General features: G+C 66.3%; 17 protein-coding genes. 5 read left to right on the forward strand and 12 right to left on the reverse strand.

The features are described 5' to 3' along the window. The first annotated feature begins 77 nt into the window (after positions 1 to 77). On the forward strand, positions 78 to 896 hold the full coding sequence (locus tag AC13EK_RS21360) for an arginyltransferase (RefSeq protein WP_069337221.1): 819 nt from the start codon (positions 78 to 80) through the stop codon (positions 894 to 896). A gap of 121 nt (positions 897 to 1,017) precedes the next feature. Beyond that, positions 1,018 to 3,564 (forward strand): sensor domain-containing protein, encoded by a 2,547-nt coding sequence (locus AC13EK_RS21365; RefSeq protein ID WP_277788105.1) that lies wholly within the window; start codon positions 1,018 to 1,020, stop codon positions 3,562 to 3,564. Here AC13EK_RS21365 and AC13EK_RS21370 read toward each other — a convergent pair. The 6 genes from AC13EK_RS21370 to AC13EK_RS21395 all read right to left on the reverse strand — a co-directional run bounded on the left by AC13EK_RS21370 (position 3,545) and on the right by AC13EK_RS21395 (position 7,945). Further along, a complete protein-coding gene (locus AC13EK_RS21370; protein WP_069337223.1) occupies positions 3,545 to 3,922 on the reverse strand; it encodes a VOC family protein in 378 nt (125 codons plus the stop codon). The genes AC13EK_RS21365 and AC13EK_RS21370 overlap by 20 nt on opposite strands. Before the next feature lie 66 nt (positions 3,923 to 3,988). After that, positions 3,989 to 4,861: an RcnB family protein gene (locus AC13EK_RS21375; protein ID WP_081331705.1), complete on the reverse strand. Its 873-nt coding sequence runs from the start codon at positions 4,859 to 4,861 to the stop codon at positions 3,989 to 3,991. Between the two features lie 130 nt (positions 4,862 to 4,991). Then, a complete protein-coding gene (locus AC13EK_RS21380; RefSeq protein WP_069337224.1) occupies positions 4,992 to 5,477 on the reverse strand; it encodes a GAF domain-containing protein in 486 nt (161 codons plus the stop codon). A 40-nt stretch (positions 5,478 to 5,517) separates the two neighbouring features. Next, positions 5,518 to 6,735, reverse strand: coding sequence for a glycosyltransferase family 87 protein (locus tag AC13EK_RS21385; RefSeq protein ID WP_069337225.1), 1,218 nt, complete (start codon positions 6,733 to 6,735; stop codon positions 5,518 to 5,520). Positions 6,736 to 6,822: 87 nt separating this feature from the next. Beyond that, positions 6,823 to 7,248, reverse strand: a complete 426-nt coding sequence (gene arfB, locus AC13EK_RS21390; protein ID WP_010339963.1) for an alternative ribosome rescue aminoacyl-tRNA hydrolase ArfB — start codon at positions 7,246 to 7,248, stop codon at positions 6,823 to 6,825. Between the two features lie 16 nt (positions 7,249 to 7,264). Beyond that, on the reverse strand, positions 7,265 to 7,945 hold the full coding sequence (locus AC13EK_RS21395) for an RluA family pseudouridine synthase (RefSeq protein ID WP_010339964.1): 681 nt from the start codon (positions 7,943 to 7,945) through the stop codon (positions 7,265 to 7,267). 86 nt (positions 7,946 to 8,031) lie between these two features. On the opposite strand from AC13EK_RS21395, the gene AC13EK_RS21400 reads away from it, so the two are divergent. Further along, entirely contained in the window at positions 8,032 to 8,991 is a 960-nt protein-coding gene (locus AC13EK_RS21400; RefSeq protein ID WP_069337226.1) for an acyltransferase family protein, read from the forward strand. On the opposite strand, the gene AC13EK_RS21405 is transcribed toward AC13EK_RS21400, so the two are convergent. Beyond that, the gene (locus tag AC13EK_RS21405) at positions 8,988 to 9,674 is read right to left on the reverse strand and encodes a TetR/AcrR family transcriptional regulator (RefSeq protein WP_069337227.1); all 687 of its coding nucleotides are present in this window, start codon (positions 9,672 to 9,674) and stop codon (positions 8,988 to 8,990) included. The genes AC13EK_RS21400 and AC13EK_RS21405 overlap by 4 nt on opposite strands. Positions 9,675 to 9,793: 119 nt before the next feature. Between AC13EK_RS21405 and AC13EK_RS21410 the strand changes: the two genes are divergently transcribed. After that, positions 9,794 to 10,540, forward strand: a complete 747-nt coding sequence (locus AC13EK_RS21410; protein ID WP_069337228.1) for an SDR family NAD(P)-dependent oxidoreductase — start codon at positions 9,794 to 9,796, stop codon at positions 10,538 to 10,540. A gap of 12 nt (positions 10,541 to 10,552) precedes the next feature. On the opposite strand, the gene AC13EK_RS21415 is transcribed toward AC13EK_RS21410, so the two are convergent. The 3 genes from AC13EK_RS21415 to AC13EK_RS21425 form a co-directional block, all read right to left on the reverse strand. Next, positions 10,553 to 11,107, reverse strand: coding sequence for a hypothetical protein (locus AC13EK_RS21415; RefSeq protein ID WP_069337229.1), 555 nt, complete (start codon positions 11,105 to 11,107; stop codon positions 10,553 to 10,555). 89 nt (positions 11,108 to 11,196) lie between these two features. Beyond that, the gene (locus tag AC13EK_RS21420) at positions 11,197 to 12,057 is read right to left on the reverse strand and encodes a sigma-70 family RNA polymerase sigma factor (RefSeq protein WP_069337230.1); all 861 of its coding nucleotides are present in this window, start codon (positions 12,055 to 12,057) and stop codon (positions 11,197 to 11,199) included. Further along, positions 12,057 to 12,512 (reverse strand): carboxymuconolactone decarboxylase family protein, encoded by a 456-nt coding sequence (locus AC13EK_RS21425; protein ID WP_069337231.1) that lies wholly within the window; start codon positions 12,510 to 12,512, stop codon positions 12,057 to 12,059. The genes AC13EK_RS21420 and AC13EK_RS21425 overlap by 1 nt, the downstream gene beginning before the upstream one ends. 171 nt (positions 12,513 to 12,683) lie before the next feature. Between AC13EK_RS21425 and AC13EK_RS21430 the strand changes: the two genes are divergently transcribed. Then, on the forward strand, positions 12,684 to 12,869 hold the full coding sequence (locus AC13EK_RS21430; RefSeq protein ID WP_004212193.1) for a hypothetical protein: 186 nt from the start codon (positions 12,684 to 12,686) through the stop codon (positions 12,867 to 12,869). A gap of 119 nt (positions 12,870 to 12,988) precedes the next feature. Here the strand turns inward: AC13EK_RS21430 and wrbA are convergent, their stop codons facing one another. Both wrbA and AC13EK_RS21440 read right to left on the reverse strand, forming a co-directional pair. Beyond that, positions 12,989 to 13,588: an NAD(P)H:quinone oxidoreductase gene (wrbA, locus tag AC13EK_RS21435; protein ID WP_069337232.1), complete on the reverse strand. Its 600-nt coding sequence runs from the start codon at positions 13,586 to 13,588 to the stop codon at positions 12,989 to 12,991. A gap of 132 nt (positions 13,589 to 13,720) precedes the next feature. Next, positions 13,721 to 14,440, reverse strand: coding sequence for a pirin family protein (locus AC13EK_RS21440; RefSeq protein ID WP_069337233.1), 720 nt, complete (start codon positions 14,438 to 14,440; stop codon positions 13,721 to 13,723). Between the last annotated feature and the right edge of the window lie 53 nt (positions 14,441 to 14,493).

A 14,493-nucleotide genomic window follows, 5' to 3' on the forward strand; every position in this document is an offset into this window, starting at 1 on the left:
CTTTTCATGGTTGGGCCGGGACGGCATAGTCCGACCATGAAAAGGCAAATTCGCATGACTGAATCGGGGGGAGAGGCATGAGCGCACCATTCCGCTTTCCGCGTTTCTTCGTGACGAACCCCAGCCCTTGCCCCTATCTGCCGGGCAAGAGCGAGCGGAAGGTCTTCACCGAACTCAACGGCGACAATGCCTCGGAACTCAATGATGCGCTCGGCCGCATCGGCTTCCGCCGCAGCCAGAATGTCGCCTATCGTCCCAGCTGTGCCGATTGCTCGGCCTGCGTGTCGGTCCGCGTCGTCGCGCAGGAGTTCAAGCCCAACGCGACCCAGCGCAAGCTGATCCGCCGCAACAGCGACCTCGTCGTCACCGCCTGCAAGCCCTGGTCGACCGAGGAGCAGTTCGAATTGCTCCAGCGCTATCTGCGCGCGCGGCATCCCGGCGGGGGCATGACCGAAATGGACGAGATGGACTTTGCCGACATGGTCGAACAGACCCCGGTCGAAAGCCATGTCGTCGAATATCGCCTGCCCGGCGAGGATGGCCGCCCCGGCAAGCTGGTCGGCGCCTGCCTGACCGATCGCCAGGGTGACGGCCTGTCGATGATCTACAGCTTCTTCGACACCGAACTGGACGATCGTCCGGGCCTTGGCAACTTCATCATCATGGATCATATCCAGCGCGCCGCCCGCGCGGGACTGGCCTATGTGTATCTGGGCTATTGGGTCGATGGCTCGCAGCGGATGCAGTACAAGATCCGCTACCGCCCGCTCGAAAAGCTCAGCCGCGCCGGCTGGGTCCGTTTCGATCCGGAGGAACAGGCGCAGGCGATCCGCGTCGTCATGCCGCGGGACGAGCCGCCGCTGCCGGTCGAACTGGCCGCCATTCTGCGCCGCTGACGGTGCAATTTCTGTAAATTACAGATTCCTGATCATTCCGGTTACGTGCAGGCTTGTTTAAGCTTTTCCTGCATCATCGCCGGCATGAGGAACAGGGCGGCACGGCAATCGGGGATGGGCGATGGATCGCTTCGCTGATCGGCGCTTTGCCGATGGCGCCCGCGAACTTGGCGAGCCAGCGGCCCATATGCCGTCCGGCGCCAACATCGCGCACAGGACATTATCCGCCAAGATCAAGCATGTACGCCCACCCGTCATTCACTGGTTCGCGGATTATCGCGGTCGCCTGCTGACCTACTGGGTCGAGGGCGAGGTGCGGGGCGGGGGGCTTCGCATGGGGCTGATGCGCCATGGCTGGCGCAAGGGCTTTGATTCGGTCGATATCGGGATCATCATACGGGCCGCCGCCGCGTCGTCGCAGCCGGAACCGCTGGTCGTTCGCCTGCGTTGCGCAGATGGCGCAAGCCGCTGGTGCCTGCTCCGCATGACGCGGCAGGCAATGCCCGCAGGGGCATGGCGCTGGTATGGAACGGTCGAGGATATGCATGATCGTCGCGACAAACAGGCTGAATTGCTGGAAACCGCGCTGGCGGAAAGTCGCGAACATCATCGCTGGTCGGTAGAACTCAGCCCCCAGGTTCCCTGGACCGCCACCCCCGATGGCGCGATCGAGGAGGTCGGGCCGCGCTGGCGCGATCTGACCGGCAGCTCGCCCGAACAGGCGATGGGCGCTGGCTGGATCAACGCCCTGCATCCCGACGACATGGACCGGACGCTGGCGCTATGGCGCGAGCGGCTCCAGTCGGGCGATCCGGTCGATGTCGATTATCGCCTGCGCCTGCGCGACGGCAGCTATCGCTGGATGCGCGCGCGCGCGGCCGCACGGCGCGATGGCCGGGGCGCGATCATCCGCTGGTATGGCACGCTGGAGGATATCCATAACCAGAAGCTGGCGCAGCAGGCGGTGGCCGAGAGCGAGGAGCATTTCCGCCTCGCGGTGCAGTCGGCGCGGCTCGGCATCTGGGACTATGACGCCCGCTCGGGCCAGCGCAGCTGGTCGGCGGAATTCCGGGCGATGCTGGGCCTGACGGCGGATGCGCCGGCCACCACCGAACTGGCCCTGTCGCTCGTCCATCCCGATGATCGGCACAAGCTCAAGGCGATGATGGACGGCGTCGCCGCCAATGTCCTGCCGCCGCATTTCGAGGCGACCCTGCGCGTCCATCGCGCCGACACGGGCGCGCTGCGCTGGATCCGCAGCACCGGCTGGGCGACGCGCACCGAAGTCGGCCAGTTGCGCCGGATCATCGTCACCTTCCTCGACGTCACCGAACAGCGCGATGCGGAAGAACGTATCCGCTGGGCTGCCACCCACGATCCGATGACGCGGCTTCCGAACCGGACATTGTGGCAGGGCGTGCTGGAGGAACTGGCGGATCAGGCGCGCCCGACCGGCGCGGGCTTCGGCCTGATGCTGTTCGACATCGATGACCTCAAGCGGATCAACGACTCGCTCGGCCATGACGCGGGCGACGCACTGCTCTGCGGCTTTGCCGAGCGTCTCGCGGCGGCGGCACCGGCCGATGCGGTGGTCGGGCGCCTCGGCGGCGACGAATTCGGCCTGATCGCCGCCTCGCTGGTGGATAGTGCGACCGTGCAGGCCTGCAGCCAGGCGATATTGGACAAGATGCGGGTGCCCTTCGCCTATCAGGGGCAATTGCTCGAAGCCGGGGTCAGTGTCGGCGGCGCCGTGTTCGGCGAACATGGCGACGATGCGCATGAACTGTTCAAGGCGGCCGACCTGGCGCTCTATGCGTCGAAGGCGAGCGGTCGCAGCCGGCTCACCATGTTCCATTCCCAGTTGCGCGCCGACGCGCAGCAGCGCAGTTCGATGATCCATATGGCCCGCCAGGTGATCGCCGAGCGGCTGGTCGAACCCTATTATCAGCCCAAGGTCGACATGCGCAGCGGGCAGGTGCTGGGCTATGAGGCGTTGCTGCGCTGGCAGCATCCCCGGCTCGGGGTGCAGGCGCCCGCCACCATCGCCGCCGCCTTCGAGCATGGCGAACTGGCCATCCGCCTGACCGACCTCATGCTCGACGCGGTGCTGCACGACATGGCGACATGGCTCCGGATGGGCTTCGATCCCGGCCGGGTGGCGGTCAATGCCTCGGCGGCGGATCTGCTCCAGGCCGATTTCGCCGATCATGTCCTCGCCCGGCTGGATCAGCATGGCGTGCCGGCACAGAATTTCGAGATCGAAGTGACCGAGTCGGTCTTCCTCGGCCGCGGCGCCGATCAGGTCGCGCGCGCGCTCGACCGGTTCGCGCGGGGCGGGGTGCGCATCGCCCTCGACGATTTCGGCACCGGCTTCGCCTCGCTCAGCCATCTCAAGCAATATCCGGTCAATGTGCTGAAGATCGACCGCAGCTTCGTCAGCCATGTCGACAGCGATGCCGGCGATGCCGCCATCGTCGACGCCGTCATCAAGCTGGGCAGCAGCTTCCGCATGGAGGTGGTGGCCGAAGGCGTGGAGACGGCTGAACAGGCAGCGCTGCTGCTCCAGCATGGCTGCCATATCGCGCAGGGCTATCATTATGGCCGGCCACAGCCCGCCGCATCGGTCCTGGCTGCGCGGGGCAGGGCGCCTATCGCGCCGAAAAAGTGACCGCCTCTATCTTGTTGCCATCGGGGTCGCGCACGAACGCACCATAATAATGCTCGTCATATTGCGGCCGCACGCCCGGCGGCCCGGCATCGCTGCCGCCCAGCTCCAGCGCCAGCCGATGAAATCCGTCGACCGCGCCGCGATCGGCGGCGACGAAGCAGATATGGACGCCGTTGCCCGCGCTTGCGGGCGCACCATCTACCGGCGTCTCGACGCTGAACACCACGTCGGTCACGCCATAGTCGAGCGAATGGGGATGGTCGCGCAGGCTGCGATAGCCCAGCAGCGCCATCAGCGGGTCGTAGAAGGCCCGCGCCCGCGCCACATCATTGGTGCCCACCGATACATGATGCAGCATTGCGCCACTCCCGTCGCCTGATCCCGCCCGTCAACGCACCGACCCATGGTCGCGGTTCCGGACGGTTCAGCGCGGCGCGGCCTCGGTCGCGTAGCGAGTCGTCGCCTGGGTCGTGCCGTCGGGATTGATGATGATGGTCGTCACCAGCGGCGGCGGATAATAGAAGCCGCCCGAAATATAGCCGCCGGGCGGCAAGCCGGGCACCGGTGGGGCGGCCGACACGACGGTCGTGGTCGCCGGCTGGTTCGACCAGTGCGTGCCGCTCGTCGCCGCCACCGATGCTGGCGGAGGCGTCGGAGCCGCCGGAACAGTCGTCACCGCCGTCGCGCTCGGGCTGACGGCGCTGCTGGCATAGGCCGGCGCATCATAGTCCACGCCGGGGCGGCTGGACGGGGCGGGCTGCGGCGTGGGCTGCGGCGCGGGGCTATAGGTGACCATGTCGTCGGGCGCACCATAGCCGGCCTCGCCACCGGAACTGGCGATGACGGCCGGCTGCGGCGCACCCTCTTCATAGCCGCCCTCATAGCGCGACCAGTCGATGCCGCTGCGCACGTCGCGCACCCGGCCATATTGGTCGGTCATCACCGCATCGTCATAATAGCGCGACCAGCCATAGCCGGTGGTCGGCGCCGGCAGGCCATAGACGCCATAATTGGCGATGAAGAAGCGCGGATGGACCCAGTAGGCGGGCAGGGCAAAGCCCACGCGTGGCCGCTGATAGCTTTGCCAGCCGCCCGGCGCGGCCCAACCGGCATACCAGCGCCCGTCATAGCGCGGCCCCCAGCGATGGGCGGTGGCGGTCGTTGTCGTCGCCGTGGTGGTGGTGCGGACCACGCTCGTACCGGACGTCGCTGGCGCCTGCGCGGCAACCGGCCCCGAAAGGCTGGTGATCAGCGCCATGGCGCTGCTGGCGAAGAAAAAGCGCGCGGCCATCATCATGCTCCCTGTTCCTGCAGAGGCGTCAGGCCGCCCGCAGGGTCATCATGCTAGCGCGGAATTTAGCATGACGATCCGTGCAACGCCATGTTCGGCTTATGAAATCCTGTCCCGGAACGGGGCAGGGCAGCGATCAGCCAATGCGGCCGGCGACCCGCGCGACCAGCGCTTCCAGCCCCTGCTGGTCGGCACTGTCGAACCGGGCGGGGCGGGGGCTGTCCAGGTCCAGCACGCCGATCAGCCGGCCGTCATGCACCACCGGCACGACGATCTCGGACGCGCTGGCCGCATCGCAGGCGATATGGCCGGGAAAGGCATGGACATCGGCCACCAGCTGCGTCTCGCACGTCTGCGCGGCGGTGCCGCACACGCCGCGGCCCAGTGGGATGCGAATGCAGGCCGCCTTGCCCTGGAAAGGCCCCAGCACCAGCTCATCCTCGACCATGCGATAGAAGCCGGCCCAGTTGAGGTCGGGCAGGAACTGCCAGATCAGCGCCGACAGGTTCGCCATATTGGCGACCGCATCGGGCTCGTCACGGGTCAGCGCGTCGGCAGCGGACAGAAGATCGGCGTAAAGCGTCGCCTTGTCGGCGTCGGCAGCGGGGGCGAAATCATACATGGGCACGCATATAGTATGGCCCGCACCGCTCGGCCAGAGGCTAGGATGTGGGAACGGGATTATCGATCCATCGCCGCTTGAGAGGGGCCGGCAACAGCAGATCTGCATAGGATATGCCCGTGTAGCAGCGTATCTGGACGACAAGGCCGGCAAGCAGGGCGATCGGCGCAATGAGGTTCCACGCCATCACCAGCAAGGGCGCGGCAAAGGCCATCCACAGGATGATCCGCTCGTTGCGATGAAGCGCGTGCCATTGGCCATAAAGCAGGATCGCGAAGCCAAGGCAGCAAACCGTCAGGTCATAGTTGAAGATATAGGGGGTGATCAGGGCCGTCGCGGTGGCCGTGATGAAGGCCAGTTGATGGACGGAGCAGTCACGCGCGCGCCAGGCCAGGTAGAGCGCGCTGCCCGCGAACAGGGTCTGGGCCAGCAGCGGCAGCCAATAAGGCCCCTCGCGCAGCGCGACATAGACCGATGTCATCATGAAGAAGTAGAATTTCTCGCCCTCTGCGGTCATGATCCGGGTCTGGAGGGCCGAGGTATCCGTCAGCCAGGTGGGCCAGAGATCGAAGCCGAATGCCATGCCGCTCAGCCCGATCAGCCCCAGGGTGACGGCGAGTGCAGCGCCTATCGCCCGGAAGGCCCTGCGATGGACCAGCGTCAGGGCAATCAGCAGGCCCAGATGGGGCTTGAGCGTCAGCAGCCCGGCGACAAGGCCCGCGCGGACCGGCGCATGGCGCAACTGGGCGAAGAACAGCAGCCACAGGCCGCCAATGACGAACCCATAATGGCCGACCCAGATATTGACGATCGCCGCCGGCGTCAGCAGCGCAAGCCAGGGGGACAGGCCGGCCGGTATGTAGGGACGGGCCGCCCAGGCAAAGAAGATGGCGCCAAGGCCCGTCCACAGGGCGAGCGCAACCGGATAGGGAAACAGCGCAAAGGGCATCGCCAGAAACAGGCTATGCGGAGGATAGGAGTAGTTCAGCATCTCCAGCGGGCCGAAAAGCCTGGCCTGCCAGTCCATATAGGCCTGAAAATCATAGAGACGCTCAAGCTGGCCGGTCAGTGCGAGCGTTCCGCCGGACCAGACATTCAGGAAGTCGCGGCCGATCAGAAGTCGGGCTTCGGGCAGGTGCAGGCCGTCAAGCTGGCGCAAATCCGAGAGGATCAGGAAGACGCCCAGGAAGGTGGCGGCAACCCACATGAACCAGTTCCAGGGGCGCGGTGGCAGAAGAATAGGGCGTTCGGCCGGCATGGCATCCTCGGGAAGCTGGGAACGCGGTCCTGCGTCCCATTCTCCCTAGCAAGGCAATGATGGTTAATTCGTAAATGGCCGCTAGATTCAGTCCATCCTGACCCGGCCGCGTCCCTGTTTCACGGCTGCGCGCTTGACCTTGCCGTCGACGCGGCGCTTCTGCGATGCCTTGGTCGGCTTGGTCGGGCGCCGCTTCTTGGGCACGATCGTCGCCTCGCGGATCAGCGCGAACAGCCGCTCGCGCACCTCCTGCCGGTTGAGCAACTGCGATCGTGCGCCCTCGCTGCGCAGGATCAGCACGCCGTCGCGGGTCATGCGCGATCCGGCCAGATCCGCCAGCCGTTGCTTCACTACATCGGGCAGCCCTGGCGAGGCGGCGACGTCGAAGCGCAGCATCACCGCGCTGTCGGTGGTGTTCACATGCTGGCCGCCCGGCCCCGACGCGCGCGCGAAGCTCTCGACAATCTCGTCGCTGTCGATCGCGATGGAGCGGGTGACGGGGATGGCGACCATGGCGCAGGGCCGGGGCTTACAGCCCGGCTTCCTCCAATATCTCGGGGCCGAAACCCGCATCGACGAAGCTCTGCGGCAGCGGCGCGGTCGCCTGCGCCGGCGGCTTGTTGTCGCCGCGCGGCACGCTCAGGAAGCGGCTGTGCAGCAGCATCGCGCCCTGTCCGTCGCCATAGACCGGGTCACCGACAATGCCGAAGCCCAGCCCATGCTGGGCATGGACGCGGATCTGGTGGGTGCGGCCGGTCTCGGGCGTGAAGGCGATCAGCGCGCGGCCGTCCTTCACCGCCAGCTTGCGCCAGTGGGTGACGGCGGGCTTGCCCGCTTTGGCGGCGATCATGCGCCAGCCCTGGCTCGGCGTGCTCACCTTCTTGAGCGACAGGGCGATCGTGCCCTCATCCGCCTCGGGCACGCCCTCCAGCACCGCGACATAGCGCTTCTCGACCGTGCCGGCCTCGAACGCGGCGGCAAAGCGCTTGTGCGCCTTGGGATTGCGCGCGAGCAGCAGGCAGCCGCTGGTGTCGCGGTCCAGCCGGTGGACCGCCAGCGGCCAGCGCTGAAAGCCGAAGGTCAGCGAGGCGAGGTGGTTTTCAAGGCTGATCGATCCGTCGCGCGGCGCGTCGACCGGCAGGCCGGCCGGCTTGTCGAGGATGATGGCCTCGCCATCGATGAACAGCACTTTGTCGCTAAGCAGGGTCAAATATCAATCCGATCGGGAAATCTGGCGTCCGGGTAATCTGGTTGGGCGATTGACGCCCACGCCGCATCCTATAGGGCGTGGAGCCGATGGAGAATAGGGGCCTTGCCTATCAACATGCGCCGCAGCGGCTCGACTGGGTCGATGTCGCGCGCGGCATCGGCATCATCGCCGTGGTGGTCGGCCATGTCTGGACGCGCGGACCCTTGCGCGACGCCATGTACAGCTTCCACATGCCGCTCTTCTTCCTGTTGTCGGGCATGCTCTCGCGCCCGCATCCCGTTGGCGCCTTCACCCGGCGGCAACTGGTCAGCCAGATGCGCCCCTATGCCATCTTCCTCGCGTTGCTGATCCTGGTGGACCAGATCATCGAACCGGCCAAGGGCAATCTGCCGATCTTCCACCAATGGCCGCGCGATCTGCTGCCGATCCTGCTTGGCGGCTATTGGCTACGCGGTCCCTATACCATCTTCTGGTTCGTGCCCTGCCTGATGATGGCGCGCATCCTGTTCAACCTCGCGCTCAACCGCTGGCCCGATCCGCTCGACCGGCGCTGGGTATTGCTGCTGATCCCGATGCTGCTGCTCGCCTATGCCATTGGTCATGTGACACCGGCCTCGCCGCTGGGCCTGCTGAGCGTGCCGATGGCGATGATCCTGCTCTGGGTCGGCGCGTTCTGGCCGCGGCTGCACTGGCGTAACCTGTGGATCGCGCCGCTCGGCCTGCTCGCGCTGGCGGGCCTTGCCGGCTGGCTGCCGACGCTCAACATGAAGGCGGCCGACTATGGCTGGCCCTTGCTGTCGATCGGATCGGGCATCGCGACGTCGTTGCTGCTGTTCCGCCTGTCCGCCCGCATCGCGCCCATGGCCGCCCCGCTCGCCGCGCTTGGCCGGGCGTCACTGGTCATCATGTATCTGCACGTCGCGATCATCCATTATGGCACGCCCTATCTGGCCAGGCCTTGGCTGCTCGCGCTTGCGCTGCTGGCGCCCTTCGCCCTGTGGCACCTCATCCGCCTGTCCCCGCGCCTCAGTCGCTGGATGCTCTAGGACAAGGACGGCGCCGACGCTGGCCAGGATCGCCAGCCTGCCAGGAAAAAGGCGATGGCCGCCATGGCGCGCGCATGCGTCCGGTCTGAAACGCCGGCCGGCTCGATCCCCTGCGCCGCCCGGTCCAGCGCCTCGCCGGCAACCAGCCGCACGAACATGTCCGCGCCCAGCCTGACGGTCTCTGCCGGCCGGCCGCCATCCTCGGCCAGGATGGCCGCGATCGCCGTGCTCGCCCGCTGGAACGGGCCATCGACGCTGAGCGCCAGCCCCGGCTGACGCGCAGCCTCGGCCACGATCATGCGATACAGCGCGATCGCATGGGGATTGAGCAGCCAGCCGAGCAATATCTCGCCCGCCGCCTGCAAGCGCTGTTCCAGCGGACCGGCCTCGACCCGCGCCAGATTGGGCATGCCCGACTGGCGGGCCAGGCGCTCGACCACCTCTACGAACAGGTCCGACTTGGTCCGGGCGCGGCGATAGAGGGTGCGCTTGGTCACCCCGGCGCGGCGGGCGATGGCCTCCATGCTGGCCCCCTGGAAACCGGCCTCGATGAAGGTCGCCAATGCCGCATCCAGCATGGTCGTTTCAATCTGTTCGGCCGCCTCGCGCGATGGCCGGCCGGTCGGCCGCGCCGATCCGTCGCTCGCTGATCCGTCAGCCCGCTGGCTGGTGTCGGCGGCCATCCCTGCTTTCCTTCCATTCGGCTCCGGCATAAAAGGATACGGAACCGGATACTTTGAGTCGAGTTTAATTCCCATAAGTCATGCCGTCGCCCGGCGGCGATAATCAAGGAGCAGTTGGAATGGCGTTGTTTCAGGATCGGGTCGCGATCGTCACCGGCGGTGCATCGGGCATCGGCGAAGCGGTGGTGAAGGATTTGCTGGCGGAAGGGGCGAAGGTCGTCATCGCCGATTTCGACGAAGCGGGGGCGCAGCGTCTCGCGCAATCCTGTGGCGAGGATCGCGCGCGCGCCTTCAAGGTCGATGTGAGCGATGCACAGGCGGTCAGCGCCAGCGTCGATTTCGCCGTCGAAACCTTCGGCGGACTGCATCTGGCGGTCAACAATGCCGGGATCGGCGCGCCGTCCACGCCGCTGGCCGACATCGCCATCGATGACTGGCACCGGGTTGTCGGCGTCGATCTGCACAGCGTCTTCTACGGCATGAAATATCAGATCCCGGCGATGCTGAAATCCGGTGGCGGCGCGATCGTCAACATGGCCTCGATCCTGGGCGCGGTCGGCTGGGCCGGTTCCGCCGCCTATGTGACGTCCAAGCATGCGGTCGTCGGCATAACCAAGACCGCCGCGCTCGACTATGCCGCCCAGGGTATCAGGGTGAATGCGGTCGGGCCGGCCTTTGTCGAAACCCCGGCACTCGGCAAGACCATGACCGATGCGGAACGGGCGGTCCTCGCCGGCCTGCATGCGTTCGACAGGCTGGCGCGCCCGGAGGAGATCGCTGCCATGACCAGCTTCCTCCTGTCCGACCGCGCTTCCTTCATGACCGGAACCTATTATCCGGTCGATGGCGGCTATCTGGCGCGCTGACGGCGCGGGGCGTCAGCCCCGCTGGATCAGCGACAGCCGATGATCCTCGCCGGCGCGGGCGACCAGGGCATAGGCAGCCTGGGCGATGACCTGCGCCTGGCTCAGCGCGGCGGCATCCTCCTGCTGGGCGGGGGCGACCGGGTCGGCGACGGCCGATGCCGCCGGCGACGCATAGTAGCCCGCGTCGGACAATTGCGTGTCCAGCGTGGTTTCCGGCGCCGCGACGGCCTGCGATCGCGGCGCCGGCGTGGGCGCGCTATAGGTGAGGGGCGACAGCGAAGGTGACAGGGAAACGCTGTCGCTGACGATTACGGCTGTTTCGCTCGCGATCACCGGCGCCGGCGCGGTCGCTGCGGCAGCCGGTGTCGTTTCGACCGCCGGCTGGACGCTGGCGACCGGCTCGCTGGCCGCAACCGGCGTGGTGGCCGCAGGCGTGCTCGCCTCTGTCACTTTCGCTGTCGTGCTGCCGCCATTCTGGTTTGCCTGCCGAACCTTTTCGGCAAAATCTTCCATCGCCTTCTTGAACTGGCCCCAGCCATTGCCCGAGCCGCCGATCGCACCAACCATCTCTGTTTCGCTCCCGGTCCCCGATCCTGCCATGACGCGGCAGGGGCTGCGATTTTGACAAGGAACGGGCTTATCCGGGGATTAAGCATTCAATGCAGATGGCGCAGCTTGTCGGGGTTGCGCATGATGTAGATGGCGGTGACATGCCCGTCCTCGATATCGAGCGCGGTGGTCTGCAACTCGCCATCGGCCTCGCGGGTGACGAAGCCGGGCAGGCCGTTCACCATGCAGGTGCGCAGCAGGGTCGATCCATATTTGCCGAACAGCACCGCCAGCGCCTTGTGCACCTGCATCACCTGGCCATGGCCGATCGCCGGGCGGATCGCGGCCGGGCGCTTGCCGCCGCCATCGCTGTGGAAGCTGACATCCTGCGCCAGCAGCGCACCCAATGTGCTCATGTCGCCGTTGCGCGACGCGGCGAAGAAGGCGCCGGCAATCTCCAGCCCGCGCTGTTTCTCGATCTGGAAACGGGGGCGCGCGTCGCGCACATGGTCGCGCGCGCGGGCGGCAAGCTGGCGACAGGCGGCGGCATCGCGCTGGATGGTCCTCGCCACCTCGTCAAAGGCGAGGCCGAACACATCATGCAACAGGAAGGCTGCCCGCTCCAGCGGCGACAGCCGCTCCAATGCCAGCATCAGCGGCAGGGTGACATCCTCTTCCTCGTCCGCTTCCTCGACAACCGGCTCGGGCAGCCAGGGGCCGACATAGGTTTCGCGCTGCGCCCGCGCCGACTTCATCTGATCGAGGCAGAGGCGGGTGACGATACGGCGCAAAAAGGCCTCCGGCTCGCGCACCGCGCCATGGTCGGTGCTCATCCAGCGGAGGAAGGCGTCCTGCACCACATCCTCGGCATCGGCGACCGATCCGAGCATGCGATAGGCGACCCGGATCAGGCGGGGACGCAGCGGGTCGAAGCGCGCCGCCGCGTCCATCTGCGTCCCCCGCGCCATCAGGCTGCTGCCTTCATCGGCATGTCGTACCAGAGGTTGAAGCCGACGGCGATGCGGTTCCAGCCATTGATGATGTTGATCATCAGGGTCAGCTTCACCTGTTCCTCCTCGGTGAACTCCCAGTTCAGCGCTTCCTTGGCCGCTTCATGGGTGTGGCCCTTGGCGATTTCGGTCAGCGCCTCGGTCCAGCCCAGCGCAGCGCGCTCGCGGTCGGTATAGCAGGGCGCCTCGCGCCAGGCGGACAGCAGATAGATGCGCTGTTCGCTCTCGCCCTTCTCGCGCGCTTCATAGCTGTGCATGTTGATGCAGTTGGCGCAGCCGTTGATCTGCGACGAACGGATCTTCACCAGTTCGATCAGGCTCGGCTCCAGGCTGTCGGCGATGGCGGTGGAGAGGGCGGTCCAGCTCTTCATCAGCTGCGGCGCGGCGGCATAGGGATTGATCTTGTCGGTCATGATACAGCTCCTTTGCTTGCTATTGCTGACATGACGAGACGGCCGCGCCCGATGTGACATGGGCAGCAACTTTTTTCGCGAGGGGCGAAAATATTTTGCCGATTCCGGCTCTGGACAGGGGGCAGGGCCAGGCGCTAGCGGCCGCGCCCTATGTCTATCATTGCCACCATCATGAACACGGCCACTGGCCAGCCCATCCAGAAGATGAAGTTCGAGCGCATGCCCAAGCCCTGGGTGTCGCTGAACCTTGAAAATGGCGAACTGGTCACCGCCGACCGCGTCGTCGTCGGCAAGCCTGCACCGGGCAAGTTCATCACCCCGGTCGAAGTCTGGGTCACGCCCAAGACGCTGGGATAATAAAAAGAAAAAGGAGCTGGCGCGCAGTCCCGGCGTGCCAGCTCCCTACAACCTGATGGCGCACCCATGCGACCGAAGAACGCAGCCAGGCTGCGTTCCCCAGACGGCGCGGGCGGCGATTAACCGTGCAGCTTGATCGCGGTTTCGGCGATCCGGCGGCCCTGATAGCGGGCGCCGTCCAGCTCTTCCTCGCTCGGCTGGCGGCTGCCGTCGCCATCGGCCAGGGTGGTCGCGCCATAGGGCGAACCGCCGCGCACCTTGTCGACGCCCATCTGGCCGGCAAAGCCATAGTCCAGGCCGACGATCGTCATGCCGAAATGCAGCAGGTTGGTGATGATCGAGAAGAGGGTGACTTCCTGGCCGCCATGCTGCGACGCGGTCGAGGTGAAGGCACCACCGACCTTGCCGTTGAGCGCGCCGCGCGCCCACAGGCCGCCGGCCTGATCCAGGAAGGCCGCCATCTGGCTCGACATGCGGCCAAAGCGGGTGCCGGTGCCGATGATGATCGCGTCATAATCCGCCAGTTCGGCGACGGTCGCCACCGGCGCGTCCTGGTCCAGCTTGAAATGGGCCGCCTTGGCGACTTCCAGCGGCGCGGTTTCGGGTACGCGCTTGATATCGACCTGCGCGCCGGCGGCGGCTGCACCTTCGGCCATCGCCTTGGCCATCGTTTCGATATGTCCGTAGGACGAATAATAGAGAATCAGAACCTTAGCCATTGTCACGTCTCCTCATCTGAAACTGCAAAAAGTTGAAAGGGTGGTCGCCCGCACAAGGGAGGGAGCATGCGGGCGACCCGGACCGGTCCGTCTGGGGGAGGGGAATGACGGACCGGTGCGTAAGCGTCATGTCTATTCGCTGTCGACCAGGACGATCTCGCTGTCCTCGACCGCGGTGATGGTGATGGGCGCGCCGCCGATGATGGCCGCGCCGTCCCGTGCCTCGAAGGTCTGGCCATCGATCTCGATCCGGCCCGTCGCCGGGACCAGATAGAGGTGGCGACCTTCGCCGGCCTCATAGGTCACGCTGTCGCCGGCCTTGATCGTGCCGCCCAGCAGCCGGGCGTCGGCCCGGATGCGCAGCGCTTCCTTGTCCTCGTCATGGCCGCTGGCCAGCACGACCAGCTTGCCGGAGCGATCACCCTTCGGGAAGGGCTTGGCGCCCCAGCTGGGCGATCCGCCGACCGAGCGGGGAATGACCCAGATCTGGAACAGGGTGGTGGTCTCGTCCTCCAGATTATATTCGGCATGGCGGATGCCGGTGCCGGCCGACATCACCTGGACGTCGCCCGCCTCGGTGCGGCCCTTGTTGCCCAGGCTGTCCTGGTGGGTGATCGCGCCGGTGCGGACATAGGTGATGATCTCCATGTCGCTGTGCGGGTGGGGCGGAAAGCCCGAGCGCGGACCGATCTCGTCGTCGTTCCATACCCGGATCGCGCCCCAGCCCATGCGGGCGGGATCATAGTAATTGGCGAAGGAAAAATGATGCCGTGCGTTCAGCCAGCCATGGTCGGCATGGCCGAGCGACGCGAACGGGCGGCGCTCGATGCGGCTCGCGGTTGTCGTACTCATGGGGTCTGCCTTTCGATTGCGATGCCGGATGCTTCCGGCTTGCTTTCCGACAA

The sequence above is a fragment of the Sphingobium sp. L-44 genome (genome assembly GCF_056859495.1).